Here is a 15,979-nt window from a genome sequence, read left to right on the forward strand (position 1 = left end):
GCTCGAGCACCGTCGTGACCACACGGTCGCCGGGGCACACCACCCCGTTGATGGCGGTGTTGAGCGCCGCCGTAGAGTTGGGCGTAAAGCACACATGGTCCGCCCTCGGGCAACCCAAAAGGCGCGCGAGCTTGGCGCGGCAACCGTGAATCGTACGAGCGGCATCGAGGGCACCCGACGTGGCGCCGCGTCCGGCATTGCCGAGCGAGCACATCGCCTGCGTCACGGCATCGATGACCGTCTGCGGCTTGTGCATGGTCGTCGCCGCGTTATCCAGGTAGATCATCGCACGACCTCCCACATATCAATCACCGTAAAGTCCTCGGTGGGAACGCCCGCCGCGGCGAGTTCGCCGCGCAGCAGTTCCTCATCGGCAGGCAACGCCTTCCACGCCAGACCGCAGCCGGCAGCGACCTCCCCGGGTACGGGAATCGTTCGCCCAGGAAGGCCGCGCTCGATGCATAGGGACTCGCAGCCCATGGCGGCCGCCGTGGTGGGAAACGTGATGACAAGCGCCGGGCGCTTCTCCCTCATGGCAACTCCAACCAATACGCTACGGGCGCACGACGCGCACGGCCTGCTCCATCTTCTCCACGATCACGTACATATTCGTGACCTCGCCCACCGCGAGCTGGTCCTTAATGCCATAGTGATCGAGGCAGGTACCGCAGGTGAGAATCTCGACACCCTGCTCGGCCAGACCCTTCAGGTCGTCGAGCACCGGCGAGCCCTCAACGGTGAGCTTGGCGCCGCCGTTGTAGAACAGCATGGTCGCGGGCAGCTCCTCCTGCTGCGTCACGGCAAAGATAAACGCCTTCATGAGCTTGTGGCCCAGCTCGTCGTCGCCACGGCCCATGCAGTCGGTGTAGACGGAAATGACGAGCTTGCCCTTGCCGGCGCTGGCATCACAGAAGGCAGCGCCATCCTGCTCGGGATCGGCCACGGCAACGGCGCCAGAGGTCGCCACGGTCACGTGCCACTCGGCGTCAGAAACCTTCTCGACCGAGGCCGTGCAGCCTTTCTCCTGCGCCATCTTGGAAATGTTCTTGACGGCGGTCTCATTATCGACCGAGGTCACGACGGCGCCCTCGCCATCGAGCTGCTTCAGGGCTTTGAGCGTCTTGACGACGGGCAGCGGGCAGGCATCGCCCATGGCATTGACTTCAATTTTGGTAGACATAGCTTTTCCTTTCGAAAGAACCGTTCTAGAGAACGGTAAACAGTTACATAAACGTGCGGGCTAGCGAACAACGTGGACGGCAGGACCGCCTGGCACCGACTCGCACACGCGACCGACGACGGCGGCAATACGTCCTTCGGCATGCAGACGGCGCGCAAGCTCATCCACATCGGCAGCAGGTGCCGCGATAAGCAGGCCACCAGACGTCTGCGGGTCGTACAGCGCGTCGAGCATGCCCGGCTCAAGGTCCTCGTCGGCCGTCACGCGCGGGCCAAAGAAGTCCTGGTTGCGGTAGGAGCCCGCGGGGATAATGCCCAAACGCGCCATGTCGAGCACCTGGTCAAAGAGCGGCACCGCCCCCGACGCAAGCTCAATCTGCACGCCCGAGCCCTCGGCCATCTCGCACGCATGCCCGATCAGGCCAAAGCCCGTGATGTCGGTGCAGCCGTGAAGCTCAAGTCCCTCGGCCAGACGAATCGGAGCCTCGTTGAGGGTGCGCATCGAGTCAAACATGGCTGCGGCCTCGTCCTGCTCGATGAGCTCGCCCTTAATGGCCGTGGTGATGATGCCCGAGCCAACCGCCTTGGTCAGCAGTAACGCATCGCCCACGCGCGCGCCGCTGTTGGCGAGCATGCGGTCGAGCGCGACAAACCCGCTCACGGACAGGCCGTACTTGGGCTCGTCGTCGTTGATGGTGTGACCGCCCGCGATGGAGCAACCCGCCTCGACGCACTTGTCGGCGCCGCCCGCCAGAATCTGACCTGCGACCTCGACGCCCAGGCAACTGGGAATGCACAGCAGGTTCATGGCATGGCTCGGCCGCCCGCCCATGGCGTAGATGTCCGACAGCGAGTTTGCCGCGGCGATCTGGCCAAACAAAAACGGGTCGTCGACCATCGGTGGGAAGAAGTCGATGGACTGCACGAGACCCAAGTTATCGCCAACGCGAAAGACGCTCGCATCGTCGGAGGTATCGAACCCCACGAGCAAGTTGTCGTTATGCACATTGGGTAAATCGCCCAGGACCTGGGCGAGGGCTCCAGGAGCCAACTTAGCGGCTCAACCGCTCGCGGCAGTCATAGACGTGAGCTTAATCTGATCGTCAGCCATCGATACCTCCTCTCATCGGTCAATCATTTTCTCCCAGTATACGCATGAATGCGAGCCTGCGGCGGATGCATTAATTGAGCGCCTGTGCGCGAATCGCCGCGCCGATGGCACCGGCGAAGCGGGCCTGGGGCGAGGTGGTCACCGGCGACCCCAGCAGCTCGCCCAACCGCTCCACCACGAAGGCGTTCTCGCACAGGCCACCGGTCAGGTAGTACGGGGCGCCCGCGGCCTGCCCGGCCATGGTCGCCACGCGCGAGACCACGCTGTCGATCACGCCACGCGCAATGTTCTCGCGCGGCTCACCGCGACCGATCAGGCTGATAACCTCGCTTTCGGCAAACACCGTGCACATGCTGCTGATCTTGGTGGGCTCGCCGGAACGCGCCAGGTCAGCCATCTGCTGCTGGGAAATGCCTAGGCGATCGGCCATGATCTCCAAAAAGCGCCCCGTGCCGGCGGCGCACTTGTCGTTCATGGCAAACTTGGCCACGCGGCCACTTTTAAGCTGAATGACCTTGGTGTCCTGGCCGCCTACGTCAATCACCGTGCCGTGATCGCCAAACAGGCGCACGGCACCGGTACCGTGGCAGGTGATCTCGGTCACGACCTTGTGCGCATAGGGCACGGCGACACGACCGTAGCCGGTCGCGACCACACGCACATCGTCGGCTGCCACGTCATAGCCGGCCGCTGCCAGCGCCTCGCGCAGCCGCTCGGAAGCATCGACCGAGGAGAACCCGGTTGGCTGCACGCACGTCCACGCCACCGAACCCTCCCCGTCGACCACAGCAGCCTTAGCCGCCGTAGACCCGATATCGATCCCGATCCCTATCATGGCTCTCTCACAATCTAAACATCAAAGACAGCTGCGCGTTCAGGCGCCTTAGCTCTAGGTTTCTCAGGTGCCGGAGATTGCCCCGAAAGAGGAGCGCAGCGTACTTTGGGTACGCAAGCGACGGTTTGAGGAGCAAGATCCGGTGCCTGAGGAAGCTAGAGGGTTTCGATGAAGGCGGCGATGCGAGTCTCGATCTGGCCCATGTCACCGTTGCTGTAGTCGGTCTCGATCTTCATATACGGAATACCCACACCCTCGACAGCCCCCTGCATGCGCGCGCTCTCAACGTTGAAGGTGTGGCAGGCCTGTAGCACGCTCTCTACCACGCCATCGACATGGTACTTCTCGCACATGGCCAGCGTATTTTCCATACGGCCGTCGTTGGGCGTCATGACCGAGCAGTTGATGTCCAGGTAACGGTCGGCGATGGCGCGCAGGATATCGGGAGCCTCCGGGTCGATCATCATGGCCGCCGTGCGCTCACCCGAGCAGTCGTCCATGCACACGACCACACCGCCGTTGGACTCGATGGTGCGACCGATCTTGTTGATTACGCCACCCACTGGGCAGCCGGTGATCAGAATGCGCTTGGCATCCGCCGCGACCGGGCGCTCGCCCGCGTCGTAGGCCTCGCGCAGCTTGACAATCTTTTGCTCCAGCTGCTGCGCATAGGCCTCGATATCAAAGCTGAACGTGCCGGCAAACATGGTGCTCATCAGGTCGACGCCGCTCATGGCCGCCGGCTGGTTGGCCTGCAGCGCAAACATCTCGAGCTGGGCCGCACGCAAGCGGTTGCGACGACGGACGGCAGCGCGCAGGTCATCGTCGGTAATCGTGATGCCGTAGAAGTTCTCGAGCTCCTCCTTGAGCAGGCAGCACTCCTCGTACCAGCCTTCACGCTCGTAGGCGCGATCGCGACCCTGCGGAAGATGCAGAATGTGCGTGCGCTTGAGCTCGTTGAGTAGCTCGTACATCTTCTTCTTGCCGTCGCAGGTGGTCTCACCGATGATCATGTCGCTAAAGTACGTAAACGGGCACTTTTGCGAATAGGCAAAACCATACGTCGACTTGATGAGCGGACACAGATTTGCCGGCAGCACCTTCTCGGCCTCGGGAATCACCTCATCGGACGTACCGCAAAGGGCCACGCTCGAGGCGCCCGCGGCATCGATAATCTCGAGCGGCGTATAGCTGCACAAAAAGCCGACCAGACGATTGCCCGCCTGCTTGTAATCCTTGACACGAATAAACGCCGCCTTGCGCTGCTCGTTGAACTCCTCAAACGTGGATGGCAACGGCTGCTCCATATTTTCCGACATATAACTCCTTAACAAACCTTTTGACCAACCAAGGAAACGGCTTTCCCAGGTGCCCGAGGTTGCCGTGAAAGAGAAGCGCCGCGTACTTTGGTACGCAAACGATGGTTTGAACGGCAAGATCGGGTGCCTGGGGAAGCCGCCGGGACGGATACCCCTAAATGGTTTCCAAGAAAGCCTCAATCCTGGTTTGCAGTTGGCCTGCATCCTCGCCGGCGTAGTCGGTCGTGATGTGCATAAACGGAATGCCGGCCTCCTCGGCAGCCTTCTCCACGGCAAACGACTCCATCTCGTAGAGCGTGCAGAACTGCAGGGCCACGTCGACGATGCCGTCGGCATGCAGGTCTTTGGCCATCTGGACAATGTCCTTCATACGCTGGTCGTTGGGGGTAAAGACGGCGCAGTTGATCTTAAAGTAGCGCTCGGCAATGGCATCGAGCATCTCGTCGACCGTCTCACCGGACTCATCGACCAGGTCCTTGTAATAGCGCGAGCCCGTGCAGGACTCCTCGCCTACCACAACGCCGCCGGCTTTCTCGATGAGGTTGAACAGCTTCCAGTTGGGCACGGCCATGGGCGTACCGGTGTACAGGATGCGCTTGGTCCCCTTGGGCGCCACGCCCTCGCCGGTCTCAACACGCTGCTCGCACTCAGCCGCCATATCGTTAATGGCTCCGGTCAGACGCGGCGTGTCGTCCATAAAGGCTGCCTGCACGGTCAGCAGGCTATCGAGACCGCTGATAGGCACCGGGTCGGCAGTGCGCGTGGCAGCGAGGCGCTGCAGGGCGCGACGCTTCTCATTGACGGCGCGGATGGCGGTCTTCAGACGCTCAGGCGTAATCTTGACGTCACACTCTTCCTCGATCTTGGCGGCAAGCTTTTTAACCTCGGCCTTCCAGGTCACGAGCGTCGACTCGTCGTGTACGTTGGGAATATCCATGACGTACATGTTCTTTTGCGTGGCAAAGAACTCGTAAGCTTTCTTCTTGCCATCGCAGGTGTTCTCGCCTACCACCAGGTCGCTCGACTCGATATAGGGGCAGACCTCGCCCAGCTTAAAGCCGGCAAAGCTCTTGATAAGCGGGCAGGTGTTGCGCGGCAGGTGCTCCTCGACCTTATCGGTTGCCCAATCGGCACCCGAGCACAGGCCCACGGGGATGCCGTCGCAGGCAAGCACGATCTCCTCGGGCACGTACACACAGAACGAACCGACGATCTTGGTGGCCTCGCCGGCCTCCTTCTTGTCGAGCATCTCCTTAATACGGCCGCTATGGATGTTGGTGGCGACAAAATCCAGGTAGGACGTGGACTTGGGGCGATTGTTCTGCGTCAGGAACATGTCGCCGTACATCTGACCCACGGCGCCCAGCAGCATGTCGTGGTCGGCAAGATTCATGCCGAGGCTCTCCCACATCGGATGGAAATCAAATTCTTCAGCCATGACGGTTCCCCTCTCGAACCAAAAATGAATAGCTACGGTATTTCTGCACGGTGGGTGGCGAAAACCCAGCCGTGCTCAAACCCGGAATTTTGGGGAACCCGCTTTGCGGTCGATTATTTAGTTGTGCGTCGTCTCTCCCGGAGCCGTGAACATACCTGCTCATATGCGGCTCCGAGCCATATACAGGGCGCGCGCGGCAACGCGACGCGAATATGTCTTCTGCAGCATCGGCGCGCCCTCCTTTTCTCGTCGAAGGTAACTATATCAACGGTTGTCGTCAAGACGAACACCGTCGACACGCGTACGACAACGTTGGGATGTGAGCATCTCGCTGTCTGATAATTAATTATCAGACTGATAAGGTTTAGTCATGTAGAAATCGGCGAACGGCGAAGTGAAAACAAAGCGGTCGAGGACTACCTCCTCGACCGCATCGCACCCGCATTATCGGCAAACGAGATGAATCCTGCTTGCATCAAAATGCATGCGCAGAGTCTCACCCGCCTGCGGCAGCTCTTCCACGGGTACACTCACCTTATTCACCTTCCACTGCAGACGCGTGGGCGCATCAGCACGCGGCACGTCCAGCAGCACCAGCCGCTCAAAGCGCGAATCGCTCACACGAGCCACGTGCAAATCGTAGCTGTTACGGCCCCGCTCCGCGCGATTGTCAACATGGAAGTAGCTCGCACGAATACCGAGGTACGCCACGTCATCTCGAACCTCACGGCCCACATTAAAGGTCATGCCCCAGTCGAGGGCCTCAACTTCTTCGTCGCCGATCTTGCGCGCGCGGCTCGTATTCTTGCAGCCCGTCAGGCGCAGTGCCGCCAGCGTCTGCGGACGACGGACCACGTCCTCGATGGAGCCGATCTCCTCCACATGCCCGTCGTGCATCACGCAGATGCGCTGACACAGGCGGCACGCTTCGTCGATGTCGTGGCTCACGTAGAGCACGGTACGGTTGCAGACGTCGAACAGGTCGAGCATGTTTTGCTCAAGCGCGCTCTTGAGATACGCATCGAGTGCGCTCATGGGCTCGTCGAACATAAAGATGCCCGGGTGAGCCGCCACCATACGGGCAAGCGCCACACGTTGCTGCTGACCGCCCGAGAGGCGCGCGGGATAGCGGTCGGCAAAATCGGCTAGGCCAAAGATGCCCAGGTAGCGCTCGGCAAGTTTTTTACGCGCCGCGGCGTCGCCCGCGTCCTTTACGCCGGCACATACGTTATCGGCCACCGTCATGTTGGGAAACAGCTGATAGTTTTGGAACAGCAGGGCGCATTTGCGCTCCTGGGGCGACAGGTTGATGCCCGCCGCCGAGTCAAAAAAGGTCACGCCGTTGACGACGATCTTGCCCTCGTCGGGCGTCTCCACACCGGCAATGCAGCGCAAGGTGCAGCTCTTGCCGCAACCCGAGGCACCGAGCAGCGCCACACGCTCCTCGCCGGCCTCAAGCTGCATGTCGAGCATAAACCCGGGATAGCGCTTTTTAATATCCAGAACGAGCGACATGGCCTATCGACCTCCCTTCGCAACCGCGTCATCGCGCATAAGCTCGGCCAGCGCCTCGCGATCGATTCGCAGGGCATCGCCGCCCGCCGGGTCGAGCGAATCACCCTGTCCGGCGAGGTCTTTGGCCTGCTTGCGCCCCGCATGGGAAAGGCCCCGCTCGCGATACTTTTGCGAATGGGCGGTGTACATGTTAATGAACAGGATGACCAGGAAGCTGAACGCAATTACGACCACGACCCAGAAGAGCGCGACCGACGTATTGCCGCCCATCCACTCAAAATAGATGGCGATGGGGATGGTCTGCGTGATGCCGGCGTAGTTGCCCGCAAAGAACAGCGTGCAGCCAAACTCTCCCATCGCGCGGGCAAAGGCGAGGACCGTACCAGCAGCAATAGAAGGCCACCCAAGCGGCATCATAAGCTTGGCAAAGATGCGACGCTCGGACCATCCCAGGGTTCGCGCGGCGTCAAGCATCTGCGTGTCGAGGCTCTCAAAGGCGCCGAGCGCCGTACGGTAGACCAGGGGGAACGATACCACCACGGCAGAGATCACCGCCGCCGGCCACGTAAAGACAATCGAGACGCCGTGCGCAATCAGCCACTGGCCCACCCCGGTCGAGCGACCAAACAGCATAAGCAGCAAAAAGCCGCAGACCGTGGGCGGCAACACCATGGGGATGGTAAAGACCGAGTCGAGCAGGCCCTTGATGCGACTCGAGGTACCCATAGTCTTCCACGCGGCGAACAGGCCCAGCGCAAGGGAGATCACCAGGGCAAGGCCGCTCGTTTTAATGGACACCCAAAACGGGCGATAGTCGATGTCGCCCAAAAAGGAGACCAGAGAGGTCAAGGGCCCTTGCTCATCCCGCAACATGACAGACGACGCCTCTACCATTTGAGCGCTATCAAGCCAACGCGCGCCGCCCTTGGCATCACCCGAGGCTGATGCAATCACCACATAGCGGTCCCCATCCGCACCGCGCTCATCAAAGCCATAGGTATACCCGCCGGCATCAAACGTTGTTTCCGCCGTGACATACCAAGGAAGATCCACGTCCCCCAGCCGCGCACCTCCCATGCAGTTTGCGCTGTCGAGGTCACAGACGAGGGCCTTGAGACCCGATACGCACTCGTTGTCCTGCGGATCCAATCTATACTTCTCGACCGCCTTGGGCGATATCCACGCCACAACGCGATCGGCAGCAGGCGCCACTACAAGGTCCACATCCTCGTCAACGGGAAACCGGTAGCCCTCAGGCTGGCCCTCCATGGCACGAGCGGTCCCCTTCGCCAACCGCTCAAAACCCTCGATTCCATAGGAAAGCCCATGAGCGGTCGCAGCAACCTGGGCCCCGTCCTCGGCGTCCCCGGCAAACGCAAATCCCGGCACCCAGCAAAGCGCGAAGGTCAAAGCACAGGCGACAAGCATGCGGAATCTATTAAGCACGAAAAGCTCCAAGCGAATACAAGGACGGAGTGAAACACAAAACGATGGAATTATCGCGCCAAGCCGCACTACTCGGAAAGCTCAAAGCCGTACTTGCCCCAAATCTTCTGGGCCTTCTTGTTGGTCAGGCAGAAGTCGATGAACGCCTTGGCCTCGTCGGCGTGCTCGGAGCTCTCGGCGACGGCACCGGGATACACGATGGGCTTGTGCGAGTCCTCGGGGCACACGAAGGCCTCCTCGATGCCGTCGTAGCGGAAGATATCGGAGCTGTAGACAAAACCCGCCACGCAGTCGCCTGTAGAGACGTAAGACGCAGCGGTGCCGACCTTGTCGGCCAGGGCTACCTTGTCGGCGAGCTCGGGCGCGTACTCGCCGTCGTCGCCCTCGGTACCGGTATAGAGGCCCACGGAAGCCAGCGCCTGGTTGGCGTACTTGCCGGCGGGGACGGTCTTGGCGTCGCCAATGGCAATCTTACCGTCCAGATTCGCGACGTCGGCGATGGCCTCGACCTTAGTATCGGAGCCCTCGGCGCGAATGATCACGAGGTCGTTGACGAACATGTCCTCACGCGTGTCGGCATCGACGAGCTCGGCGGCTTCGGCGTCGTCCATGGTGCCCTTGGAGGCCGTGATGAGCACGTCGACGGCGGCACCGGCGCGCATCTGCTCGACAAGGTCGCCAGACGCCTTAAACTGCGTGTCGGCAAACGTGGTGCCGGTCTGCTCGGTGTAGAGCTCCTGAACCTCGGGCAGAGCTTTCTCGAGCGAGTTAGCGGCAAAGACCTGCAGCTCGACAGCCTTCTTCTTAGAGGAAGACTTGACGGAGCCGGCATCGGATCCGGCCGGCTCGGACGTCTTGCTGCCCGAACAGCCGGCAAGACCAAGGCCGGCAGCGGCGACAGCAGAAAGCGAAACGAATCCGCGGCGAGAAACCATATCGAACATGTTCAACCCTTTCGAACGCTATGCCCGGGTACCCCACCGCGGGCTTTAATCTGCAATCAGATTATACTTCTGCGCGAATAATGATAGTGAGAAATTATTCTCGTCAGAGAATATAGTTCCGAATTACCGTGCATCTCGGCGTCGCTTCGGCGGAAAACAAAGGCGGAGCAGCCGTTCAGGTCGCCCCGCCGCAGTTAAACCGCTTAGTTGGTATGTCCGCCGCCAGCTGTCATCTGAGCCGCATGCTCCAGCTGGTCTGCTATGGCCTCCCAGCTTTCGCGGGCGGCCTTCGTAGAACCGGGAAAGTTTACGACAAGTGTATGACCTCGTTGCATGCAAATAGCGCGCGAGAGCATGGCGCGGCGCGTCTTGGTCATCGAATACGCGCGGATTGCCTCTGCAATACCCGGCACATCGCGGTCGCAGACGGCACGCGTCGCCTCGGGCGTCACATCTCGCATCGAAAGCCCCGTGCCGCCGCAGGTGAGCACGACATTGGCGTGGCACTCATCGGCAGCTTCCACAATGGCATCACCGATCTCGCTGACGTCGTCGCGCACGACCACATGTGAGGCGACCGTCCAGCCCTGTGCCTCGATAAGTTCCTCGAGTGCAGCTCCGGCCTCATCCTGCAAAAGATCGCGTGTGTCCGAGCACGTCACGATCGAAATCTTCAACTCCATAGCGTTCCTCCTATAGCGCCGTTCCCTCGGGCAGGTCGACGCGAACAACGTCCACGGCATCTCCCGCCTTGAGCTCGCACGGTCCTTCGTCAATACGCAACAGGCAGTTCGCACGCTGCATAGTTCCAAGCAGCGCCGAATTCTGTGTCTTAGCCTCGGTCACCAACAACTCACCGGTCTCGGGGTCGCGCAAAACCGTGGCGCGATCGAAGAAGCGGCGATGCTGTCGCTTTTTCACGCCGTGCGTGAGCGTCGCCTGCTGCACGGGACGCGTACCCTCGGCAAAGCCGCGCATCTTGCGAATCGCCGGGCGGGCGAGCATCTCAAAGCCCACATACGCCGCGGCCGGATTGCCTGAAAGCCCCAGGTAGGGCTTACCCCCGAGCAAGCCAAACGTGATGGCCTTGCCCGGACGCATCGAGATGCGGTCAAACAGCACCTCGCCCTCGCGCCGGACGAGCGCCGTCACATAGTCGTAATCGCCCGCCGAGGCGCCACCGCTCGTAATGACAAAATCGCACTCTCGCGTGGCGCGATGTACCAGCTCGGCAATCGCTTGCTCATCATCGGGCGCGATGCCGTAGAACACGGGCTCGGCGCCGGCATCGAGTGCCTCGGCCATCAGCGCCGAGGAGTTGGAATCGCGAATCTGACCACGCGCCGGTACCTTACTCGGTGCGACCAGTTCCGTGCCCAGCGAGATGATGCCCACACGCGGGGCAGCGTGCACCTTCACGCTCGCGTATCCGGCGCTCGCCAGCAGACCCGCGCCCGCCGGAGCCACGACCTCGCCGGCGTGCATCACAACATCGCCGGCATGGGCCTCCTCGGCAGCAGAGCGAACGTTCTCCCCTACCTTGGCCGGCGCCGAAAAGCGAACGTGCGAGCCCTCGTTGCCGTCACCGTCGAGCACATCGACGATCTCGTACTTCACCACGGCATCGGCACCCTCGGGCACCGGCGCGCCTGTCATGATGCGGACCGCCTCGCCCGCACCGATTGCGCCCTCAAACACATGGCCCGCGGCCTCGTGTCCGATAACGTCGAGCGTCACCGGCGCCTCGCCAGATGTCTGCACCAAGTCCGCCGAGCGCACGGCATATCCGTCCATAGCGCTGTTGGCAAACGGCGAGATATCGATATCGGCCACCGCGTCCTCGGCCAAGGGAAAACCAGCCGCCTGCCACACGGGAATCTCGACGAGATCGGTCGGAGCAACGTGCGACAGGACAATCGACTGTGCGTCCTCCAGTGGAATGAGTTTCTCTGCCATATGCACCTCTTAATGCCACGGCGCACAACAGGGGCGCCAATTCTTTATGCTTGTCTCAGTATAATCCCCCAACGCACGACCGCGACTCGGCCTGTACCCGCAAATACACCTGTCGGTTGCAGGCCGCGAAACAGAATGGAAACCAACCCACCGGCTCGTCGCGTTTACCGCGTTTTATAATGCTTGCGTTGCAACCTAAAAGAGGAACGTATGGCTCATAACGACAAACCCGAAAGCGCAAACAAAGCGCAGGATCATTCCCAGCCGCTCGACGACGGCGGCTTTTTCTCCCTTAATGACGTCATCACGGCAGGCAGGCATCAACTTACCCGCTCCGAGCATCTCTTGGCTGCCGACACGCGCCGCAACGCCCGCAACCTACTTGCGAGCGCTAAGTTGCTCGTACTCGTCGTCATCGTCTCGCTCGCCATGGGCGTTGCCGCTTGGGCGTTTTTGGCCTCGCTGAATATCGCGACCGATTATCGCGAGCACCACGTGTGGATTTACGCGTTGCTTCCCGTTGTGGGCGTTGCCACCGCATGGGTGTACAAAAACCACGGCCTTGCCGCCAAACGAGGTAACAACCTGGTCATCGACTCCGCCCTGGGCACACGCCTTATCCATATGCGCATGGCCGTCCTCACCTTCGTCTGCTCCACACTCACGCACCTAACAGGCGGATCGGCCGGCCGCGAGGGCGCCGCGGTGCAGATTGGCGGCACCATCGCCAGCAACATCTCGAGCCTCGCCCACCTCAAAAAGCATGACCACCACGACCTCATGCTCGCCGGCATCTCGTCGGCCTTTGGCGCCGTATTCGGTTCACCCCTCGCCGGAGCCTTCTTTGGCATGGAGATGTGCTTTATCGGCAAGATCGACTACACCGCGGGCATCTACTGCCTGGTCGCCTCGTTTACCGGCTACTTTACGTCGCTTGCCTTGGGAACCGAGTACGAGGCGAATGTTATCGCCAGCGTTCCCAACATGACACCACGGACGGTTGTCATCGTTGTTATCAGTGCCATTATCTTCGGTCTGACGGCACGCCTCTTTGCCTGGTCAGTTCGAACCGTCAAGAGCCTGTACGGTCGCTTTATCACCAATTACCTCGTTCGCGCACTCATAGGCGCACTCGTGGTTTTGGCCGCCTATGCCCTCCTCGACGCCTGGGACTACGCCGGCCTTTCCACGTGGCTTTCCGGCGCCGGATTTGCCGGCAACACCACCCTGGCGGACGCAGTCATCAAGTTGGTCGTCACAGCGCTCACCTTGGGCGCTGGCTTCCAAGGCGGCGAGGTCACGCCCCTGTTTGGCATCGGTGCGGCACTCGGTGGCTGGATAGGTTGCCTTACCGGGCTCGACCCCAGTTTTCTGGCGGCTCTCGGCATGCTCGGCGTGTTCTGCGCCGGCCTCAACGTGCCCATCACCACCTGCATGATGGCCATCGACCTGTTCCACGGCACGGCCGCCGGGTTCTTTGTCATCGTGGCCTTTATCAGCTACCTAACCGGCGGACACCGCGGCGTGTACCCCGCCCAGCGCATCATCTCACCCAAGCGCCGTTCGCTTATTGTGGATGAGGGCGGTACGGTAGCGGATGCCATCGAGCGCCACAACGACCTGATAGAGTAGACGTTAGTATTCGCCGTGCAGCCACAATCGGGGGCAATTCGACCTGAGCGCGACCGCACCGTCACGTCATACGCCGGGAGTCGCCCCATGCATGCAACTGATTTTGCCCGCACGCTCATCATCGCCAACCCAGCCGCCCAGTCGGGTGCGGCGCGCGAAGTTGCCGAGCGCCTGCAACGCTTTTTGGATATGACCGCGCGCGCATCCCAGTTTGACCTGGTGCTGACCGAGCGCATGGGACACGCCAAGGAGCTGGCCGCACAGGCTCAGGGCTATCGCACCGTTATCGCCCTTGGCGGCGACGGCGTGATTCACGAGGTCGTCAACGGGCTTATGACGCAAGAGGAGGGCACCCGCCCCGCCCTTGCCGTCCTGCCCGTGGGCTCCGGCAACGATTTTGCCCAAACGCTCGGCATCGACGATTTCTCCGGCAAGGATTTTGGCGCGCTGCTCACCTGCGAGCTGCAGCGTCAGGACATCGGGCGCATTCGCTCGTGGAGCCCTGCGAGCGGCAGCGGCGAGGCTACCGTTGAGTACTACGACCAGACACTTTCGGTCGGCATCGATGCCGCCATCGGCCTGGGCACCACCAAGCTGCGCAAAAAGACGGGCTTGACGGGCGCTCCGCTCTACACTCTCTCGGGACTTGAGCAGTTTGGCCTACGCTATCGCAACTACCCCATGACCATCAGCTTTGATGGTGCGCCCGCCGAGCGCGTGCGGGCGATTATCATGGCCATCCAGCTGGGACCCACCTATGGTTCGGGCTATCGCATCTGTCCCAACGCCGACCCGTGCGACGGCATACTCGACGTCTGCTACGCCTGCGGCCCCGTTCCGCGCGCGGTCGCGCTTCCCATGTTCCTTTCGGCCAAAGATGGCCACCATACCAAGCTGCCACCGGTTCGCATGCGCCGCTGTCGCCATGCGGAGCTCACCTTTGAGGAGCCAGACTACCCCATCCAGGCCGACGGCGAGCCCATCGACGCCTCGCGCATCGAGGTCGACATCCTTCCCACCGCTCTCGAGGTCTGGCACCCAACCCGCTAACCCCACCTAAGTTGCGGTGAAATAGGGACTGTTTATGCAGCTAAAGCCGCAAAACAGTCCCTATTTCACCGCAACTTATGAGGAGGCTATTCGTCGCTGCCCGGTTTGCGACGGTTGGCCTTTTTAATGGCGTTGAAGTGCTTGTCATTGAGCCTGCGCTGGCGTGAGCGCTGAGGCACCTTGGTCTTTACGCGTCGGCGCGGTGGACGCCCGCGACGCTCAAGCTCAGCGCGCAGCTTACGCAGGCAGCTGCTACGGTTTTGGAACTGACTGCGGCTCTCGCGCGCTGTCACGGTAATCCCCGAAGGGATATGTTTCATGCGTACCGCCGAGTCCGTCGTGTTCACGCCCTGTCCGCCCGGACCTGTCGCGCGAAACACCTGCACCTCGCAATCGCGCGCCAACTCCTCGACCGACATCTCGGCATAGCGCGCATACTCGCGCCATCCCATCTTGTTCTCATCCATATCAACACCTCCCCTCATAAAAAATGTGACAAAGGGAAAGTCCCTTTGTCACATCGCATACCAATCGCTTGTGTTGCGCGCTTAGGCGAAGGTGATCTCGCCGGTATCGCAGTCCATATCGGCGATGCGGGCTAGGCTCTCAACGCGGAAGCCGCGCTCGCGGAGCTTATCGCCACCGCCCTGGAAGCCCTTCTCCACCGCAATGCCAATGCCGGATACCTCGGCACCTGCGGCCTCGCAGATCTTGATAAGACCCTCGAGCGCGCAGCCGTTGGCCAGGAAGTCGTCGATAATCAGGACCTTGTCGCCCTCGGACAGGAAGCGCTTGCCAACGATGACCGGGTACTCCTTCTGTTTGGTAAAGGAATAGATGGTCGTGGCATACTGCTCGCCGTCGAGGTTGATAGACTGTGCCTTCTTGGCAAAGACCACCGGCACGCCGCCAAAATGCTGGGCTGCAATGCAGGCCATACCAATGCCCGAAGCCTCGATCGTCAGGATCTTGTTGATCTCGACACCCTCGAACAGACGGGCCCACTCGGCACCCATGTGGTCGAACAGCTCAACGTCGCACTGGTGGTTGAGGAAGGCATCAACCTTAAGGACGTTACCGGCCTTTACGATGCCGTCATGGCGAATACGATCCTCAAGCTCCTGCATGGCGCAACCCCTTCTCGCGGCAACGATACCGCGCGATTAATAAACGTTGTTCGATAGTCTACCACGGACCGACCCCCGCCCGCCCCACAAGCCGCATCGCACTATAAAGCTGCAAGACCAGTAGATAGGCCCGATTCGTGGCAGACAGCCTCCCAACACGCTAATGCCGGGTGCGCGTCCTCACCAAACGTACCAATGTGAGCGCAAAGCCCACGGTAGCAACGGCCATCAGCACGTAGAATACCAAACGGAAGCCAAAGAGGAACACGTCCGGACGACCCGCCACATAGCTCGTGACCGTCTTGCCCATCGCCGCGCTCGTCTGTCCATACAGGATGCGCGACGCCGCCGTAATACCCAGCGCTATGCCCGCATAGCGCGCCAAGCTGCTCAAGCTGCCCGCAAAGCCAAGCGCCTCACGCGGAGC

General features: G+C 61.2%; 16 protein-coding genes and 1 pseudogene. 2 read left to right on the forward strand and 15 right to left on the reverse strand.

The window, feature by feature from the left end:
* The 12 genes from ABHR76_RS07650 to ABHR76_RS07705 all read right to left on the reverse strand — a co-directional run.
* A partial coding sequence (locus ABHR76_RS07650; protein ID WP_346977217.1) for an aminotransferase class V-fold PLP-dependent enzyme occupies positions 1 to 286 on the reverse strand: 286 nt, incomplete at its 3' end.
* Positions 283 to 534: a putative Se/S carrier protein gene (locus ABHR76_RS07655; RefSeq protein ID WP_055286147.1), complete on the reverse strand. Its 252-nt coding sequence runs from the start codon at positions 532 to 534 to the stop codon at positions 283 to 285. The genes ABHR76_RS07650 and ABHR76_RS07655, both read right to left, overlap by 4 nt.
* A 19-nt stretch (positions 535 to 553) precedes the next feature.
* The gene (gene yedF, locus ABHR76_RS07660) at positions 554 to 1,180 is read right to left on the reverse strand and encodes a sulfurtransferase-like selenium metabolism protein YedF (protein ID WP_055286145.1); all 627 of its coding nucleotides are present in this window, start codon (positions 1,178 to 1,180) and stop codon (positions 554 to 556) included.
* A 60-nt stretch (positions 1,181 to 1,240) separates the two neighbouring features.
* A complete protein-coding gene (selD, locus tag ABHR76_RS07665) occupies positions 1,241 to 2,290 on the reverse strand; it encodes a selenide, water dikinase SelD (protein ID WP_082421864.1) in 1,050 nt (349 codons plus the stop codon).
* Positions 2,291 to 2,360: 70 nt separating this feature from the next.
* On the reverse strand, positions 2,361 to 3,125 hold the full coding sequence (locus tag ABHR76_RS07670; RefSeq protein ID WP_055286143.1) for an acyl-CoA dehydratase activase: 765 nt from the start codon (positions 3,123 to 3,125) through the stop codon (positions 2,361 to 2,363).
* Positions 3,126 to 3,280: 155 nt separating this feature from the next.
* On the reverse strand, positions 3,281 to 4,444 hold the full coding sequence (locus tag ABHR76_RS07675) for a double-cubane-cluster-containing anaerobic reductase (protein WP_055286141.1): 1,164 nt from the start codon (positions 4,442 to 4,444) through the stop codon (positions 3,281 to 3,283).
* 154 nt (positions 4,445 to 4,598) lie between these two features.
* The gene (locus tag ABHR76_RS07680; RefSeq protein ID WP_195568205.1) at positions 4,599 to 5,882 is read right to left on the reverse strand and encodes a double-cubane-cluster-containing anaerobic reductase; all 1,284 of its coding nucleotides are present in this window, start codon (positions 5,880 to 5,882) and stop codon (positions 4,599 to 4,601) included.
* A 444-nt stretch (positions 5,883 to 6,326) separates the two neighbouring features.
* Entirely contained in the window at positions 6,327 to 7,397 is a 1,071-nt protein-coding gene (locus ABHR76_RS07685; protein ID WP_346977220.1) for a sulfate/molybdate ABC transporter ATP-binding protein, read from the reverse strand.
* Positions 7,398 to 7,400: 3 nt separating this feature from the next.
* A complete protein-coding gene (modB, locus tag ABHR76_RS07690; protein WP_254668695.1) occupies positions 7,401 to 8,843 on the reverse strand; it encodes a molybdate ABC transporter permease subunit in 1,443 nt (480 codons plus the stop codon).
* A gap of 68 nt (positions 8,844 to 8,911) precedes the next feature.
* Positions 8,912 to 9,787 carry a molybdate ABC transporter substrate-binding protein gene (modA, locus tag ABHR76_RS07695; RefSeq protein WP_138112233.1) on the reverse strand — a complete coding sequence of 292 codons (876 nt, stop codon included), beginning with the start codon at positions 9,785 to 9,787 and terminating at the stop codon, positions 8,912 to 8,914.
* Between the two features lie 203 nt (positions 9,788 to 9,990).
* The gene (locus ABHR76_RS07700; RefSeq protein ID WP_225093453.1) at positions 9,991 to 10,470 is read right to left on the reverse strand and encodes a MogA/MoaB family molybdenum cofactor biosynthesis protein; all 480 of its coding nucleotides are present in this window, start codon (positions 10,468 to 10,470) and stop codon (positions 9,991 to 9,993) included.
* Between the two features lie 10 nt (positions 10,471 to 10,480).
* Positions 10,481 to 11,743: a molybdopterin molybdotransferase MoeA gene (locus ABHR76_RS07705; RefSeq protein ID WP_271736918.1), complete on the reverse strand. Its 1,263-nt coding sequence runs from the start codon at positions 11,741 to 11,743 to the stop codon at positions 10,481 to 10,483.
* Positions 11,744 to 11,953: 210 nt separating this feature from the next.
* Here ABHR76_RS07705 and ABHR76_RS07710 point away from each other — a divergent pair, with 210 nt between their 5' ends.
* Both ABHR76_RS07710 and ABHR76_RS07715 read left to right on the forward strand, forming a co-directional pair.
* Positions 11,954 to 13,375: a chloride channel protein gene (locus ABHR76_RS07710; RefSeq protein ID WP_346977222.1), complete on the forward strand. Its 1,422-nt coding sequence runs from the start codon at positions 11,954 to 11,956 to the stop codon at positions 13,373 to 13,375.
* An 87-nt stretch (positions 13,376 to 13,462) separates the two neighbouring features.
* Positions 13,463 to 14,425: a diacylglycerol/lipid kinase family protein gene (locus ABHR76_RS07715; RefSeq protein WP_346977224.1), complete on the forward strand. Its 963-nt coding sequence runs from the start codon at positions 13,463 to 13,465 to the stop codon at positions 14,423 to 14,425.
* A gap of 86 nt (positions 14,426 to 14,511) precedes the next feature.
* Here ABHR76_RS07715 and ABHR76_RS07720 read toward each other — a convergent pair whose 3' ends face one another.
* The 3 genes and pseudogenes from ABHR76_RS07720 to ABHR76_RS07730 form a co-directional block, all read right to left on the reverse strand.
* The gene (locus ABHR76_RS07720) at positions 14,512 to 14,892 is read right to left on the reverse strand and encodes a peptide chain release factor family protein (protein ID WP_187364978.1); all 381 of its coding nucleotides are present in this window, start codon (positions 14,890 to 14,892) and stop codon (positions 14,512 to 14,514) included.
* Positions 14,893 to 14,973: 81 nt separating this feature from the next.
* Entirely contained in the window at positions 14,974 to 15,552 is a 579-nt protein-coding gene (locus ABHR76_RS07725) for a xanthine phosphoribosyltransferase (RefSeq protein WP_117765859.1), read from the reverse strand.
* 160 nt (positions 15,553 to 15,712) lie between these two features.
* A pseudogene (locus tag ABHR76_RS07730) lies at positions 15,713 to 15,979 on the reverse strand (MFS transporter); the annotation flags it as partial.

Origin of the sequence: Collinsella aerofaciens (genome assembly GCF_039752985.1) — a bacterium.
GTDB classification, from domain to species: domain Bacteria; phylum Actinomycetota; class Coriobacteriia; order Coriobacteriales; family Coriobacteriaceae; genus Collinsella; species Collinsella aerofaciens_BT.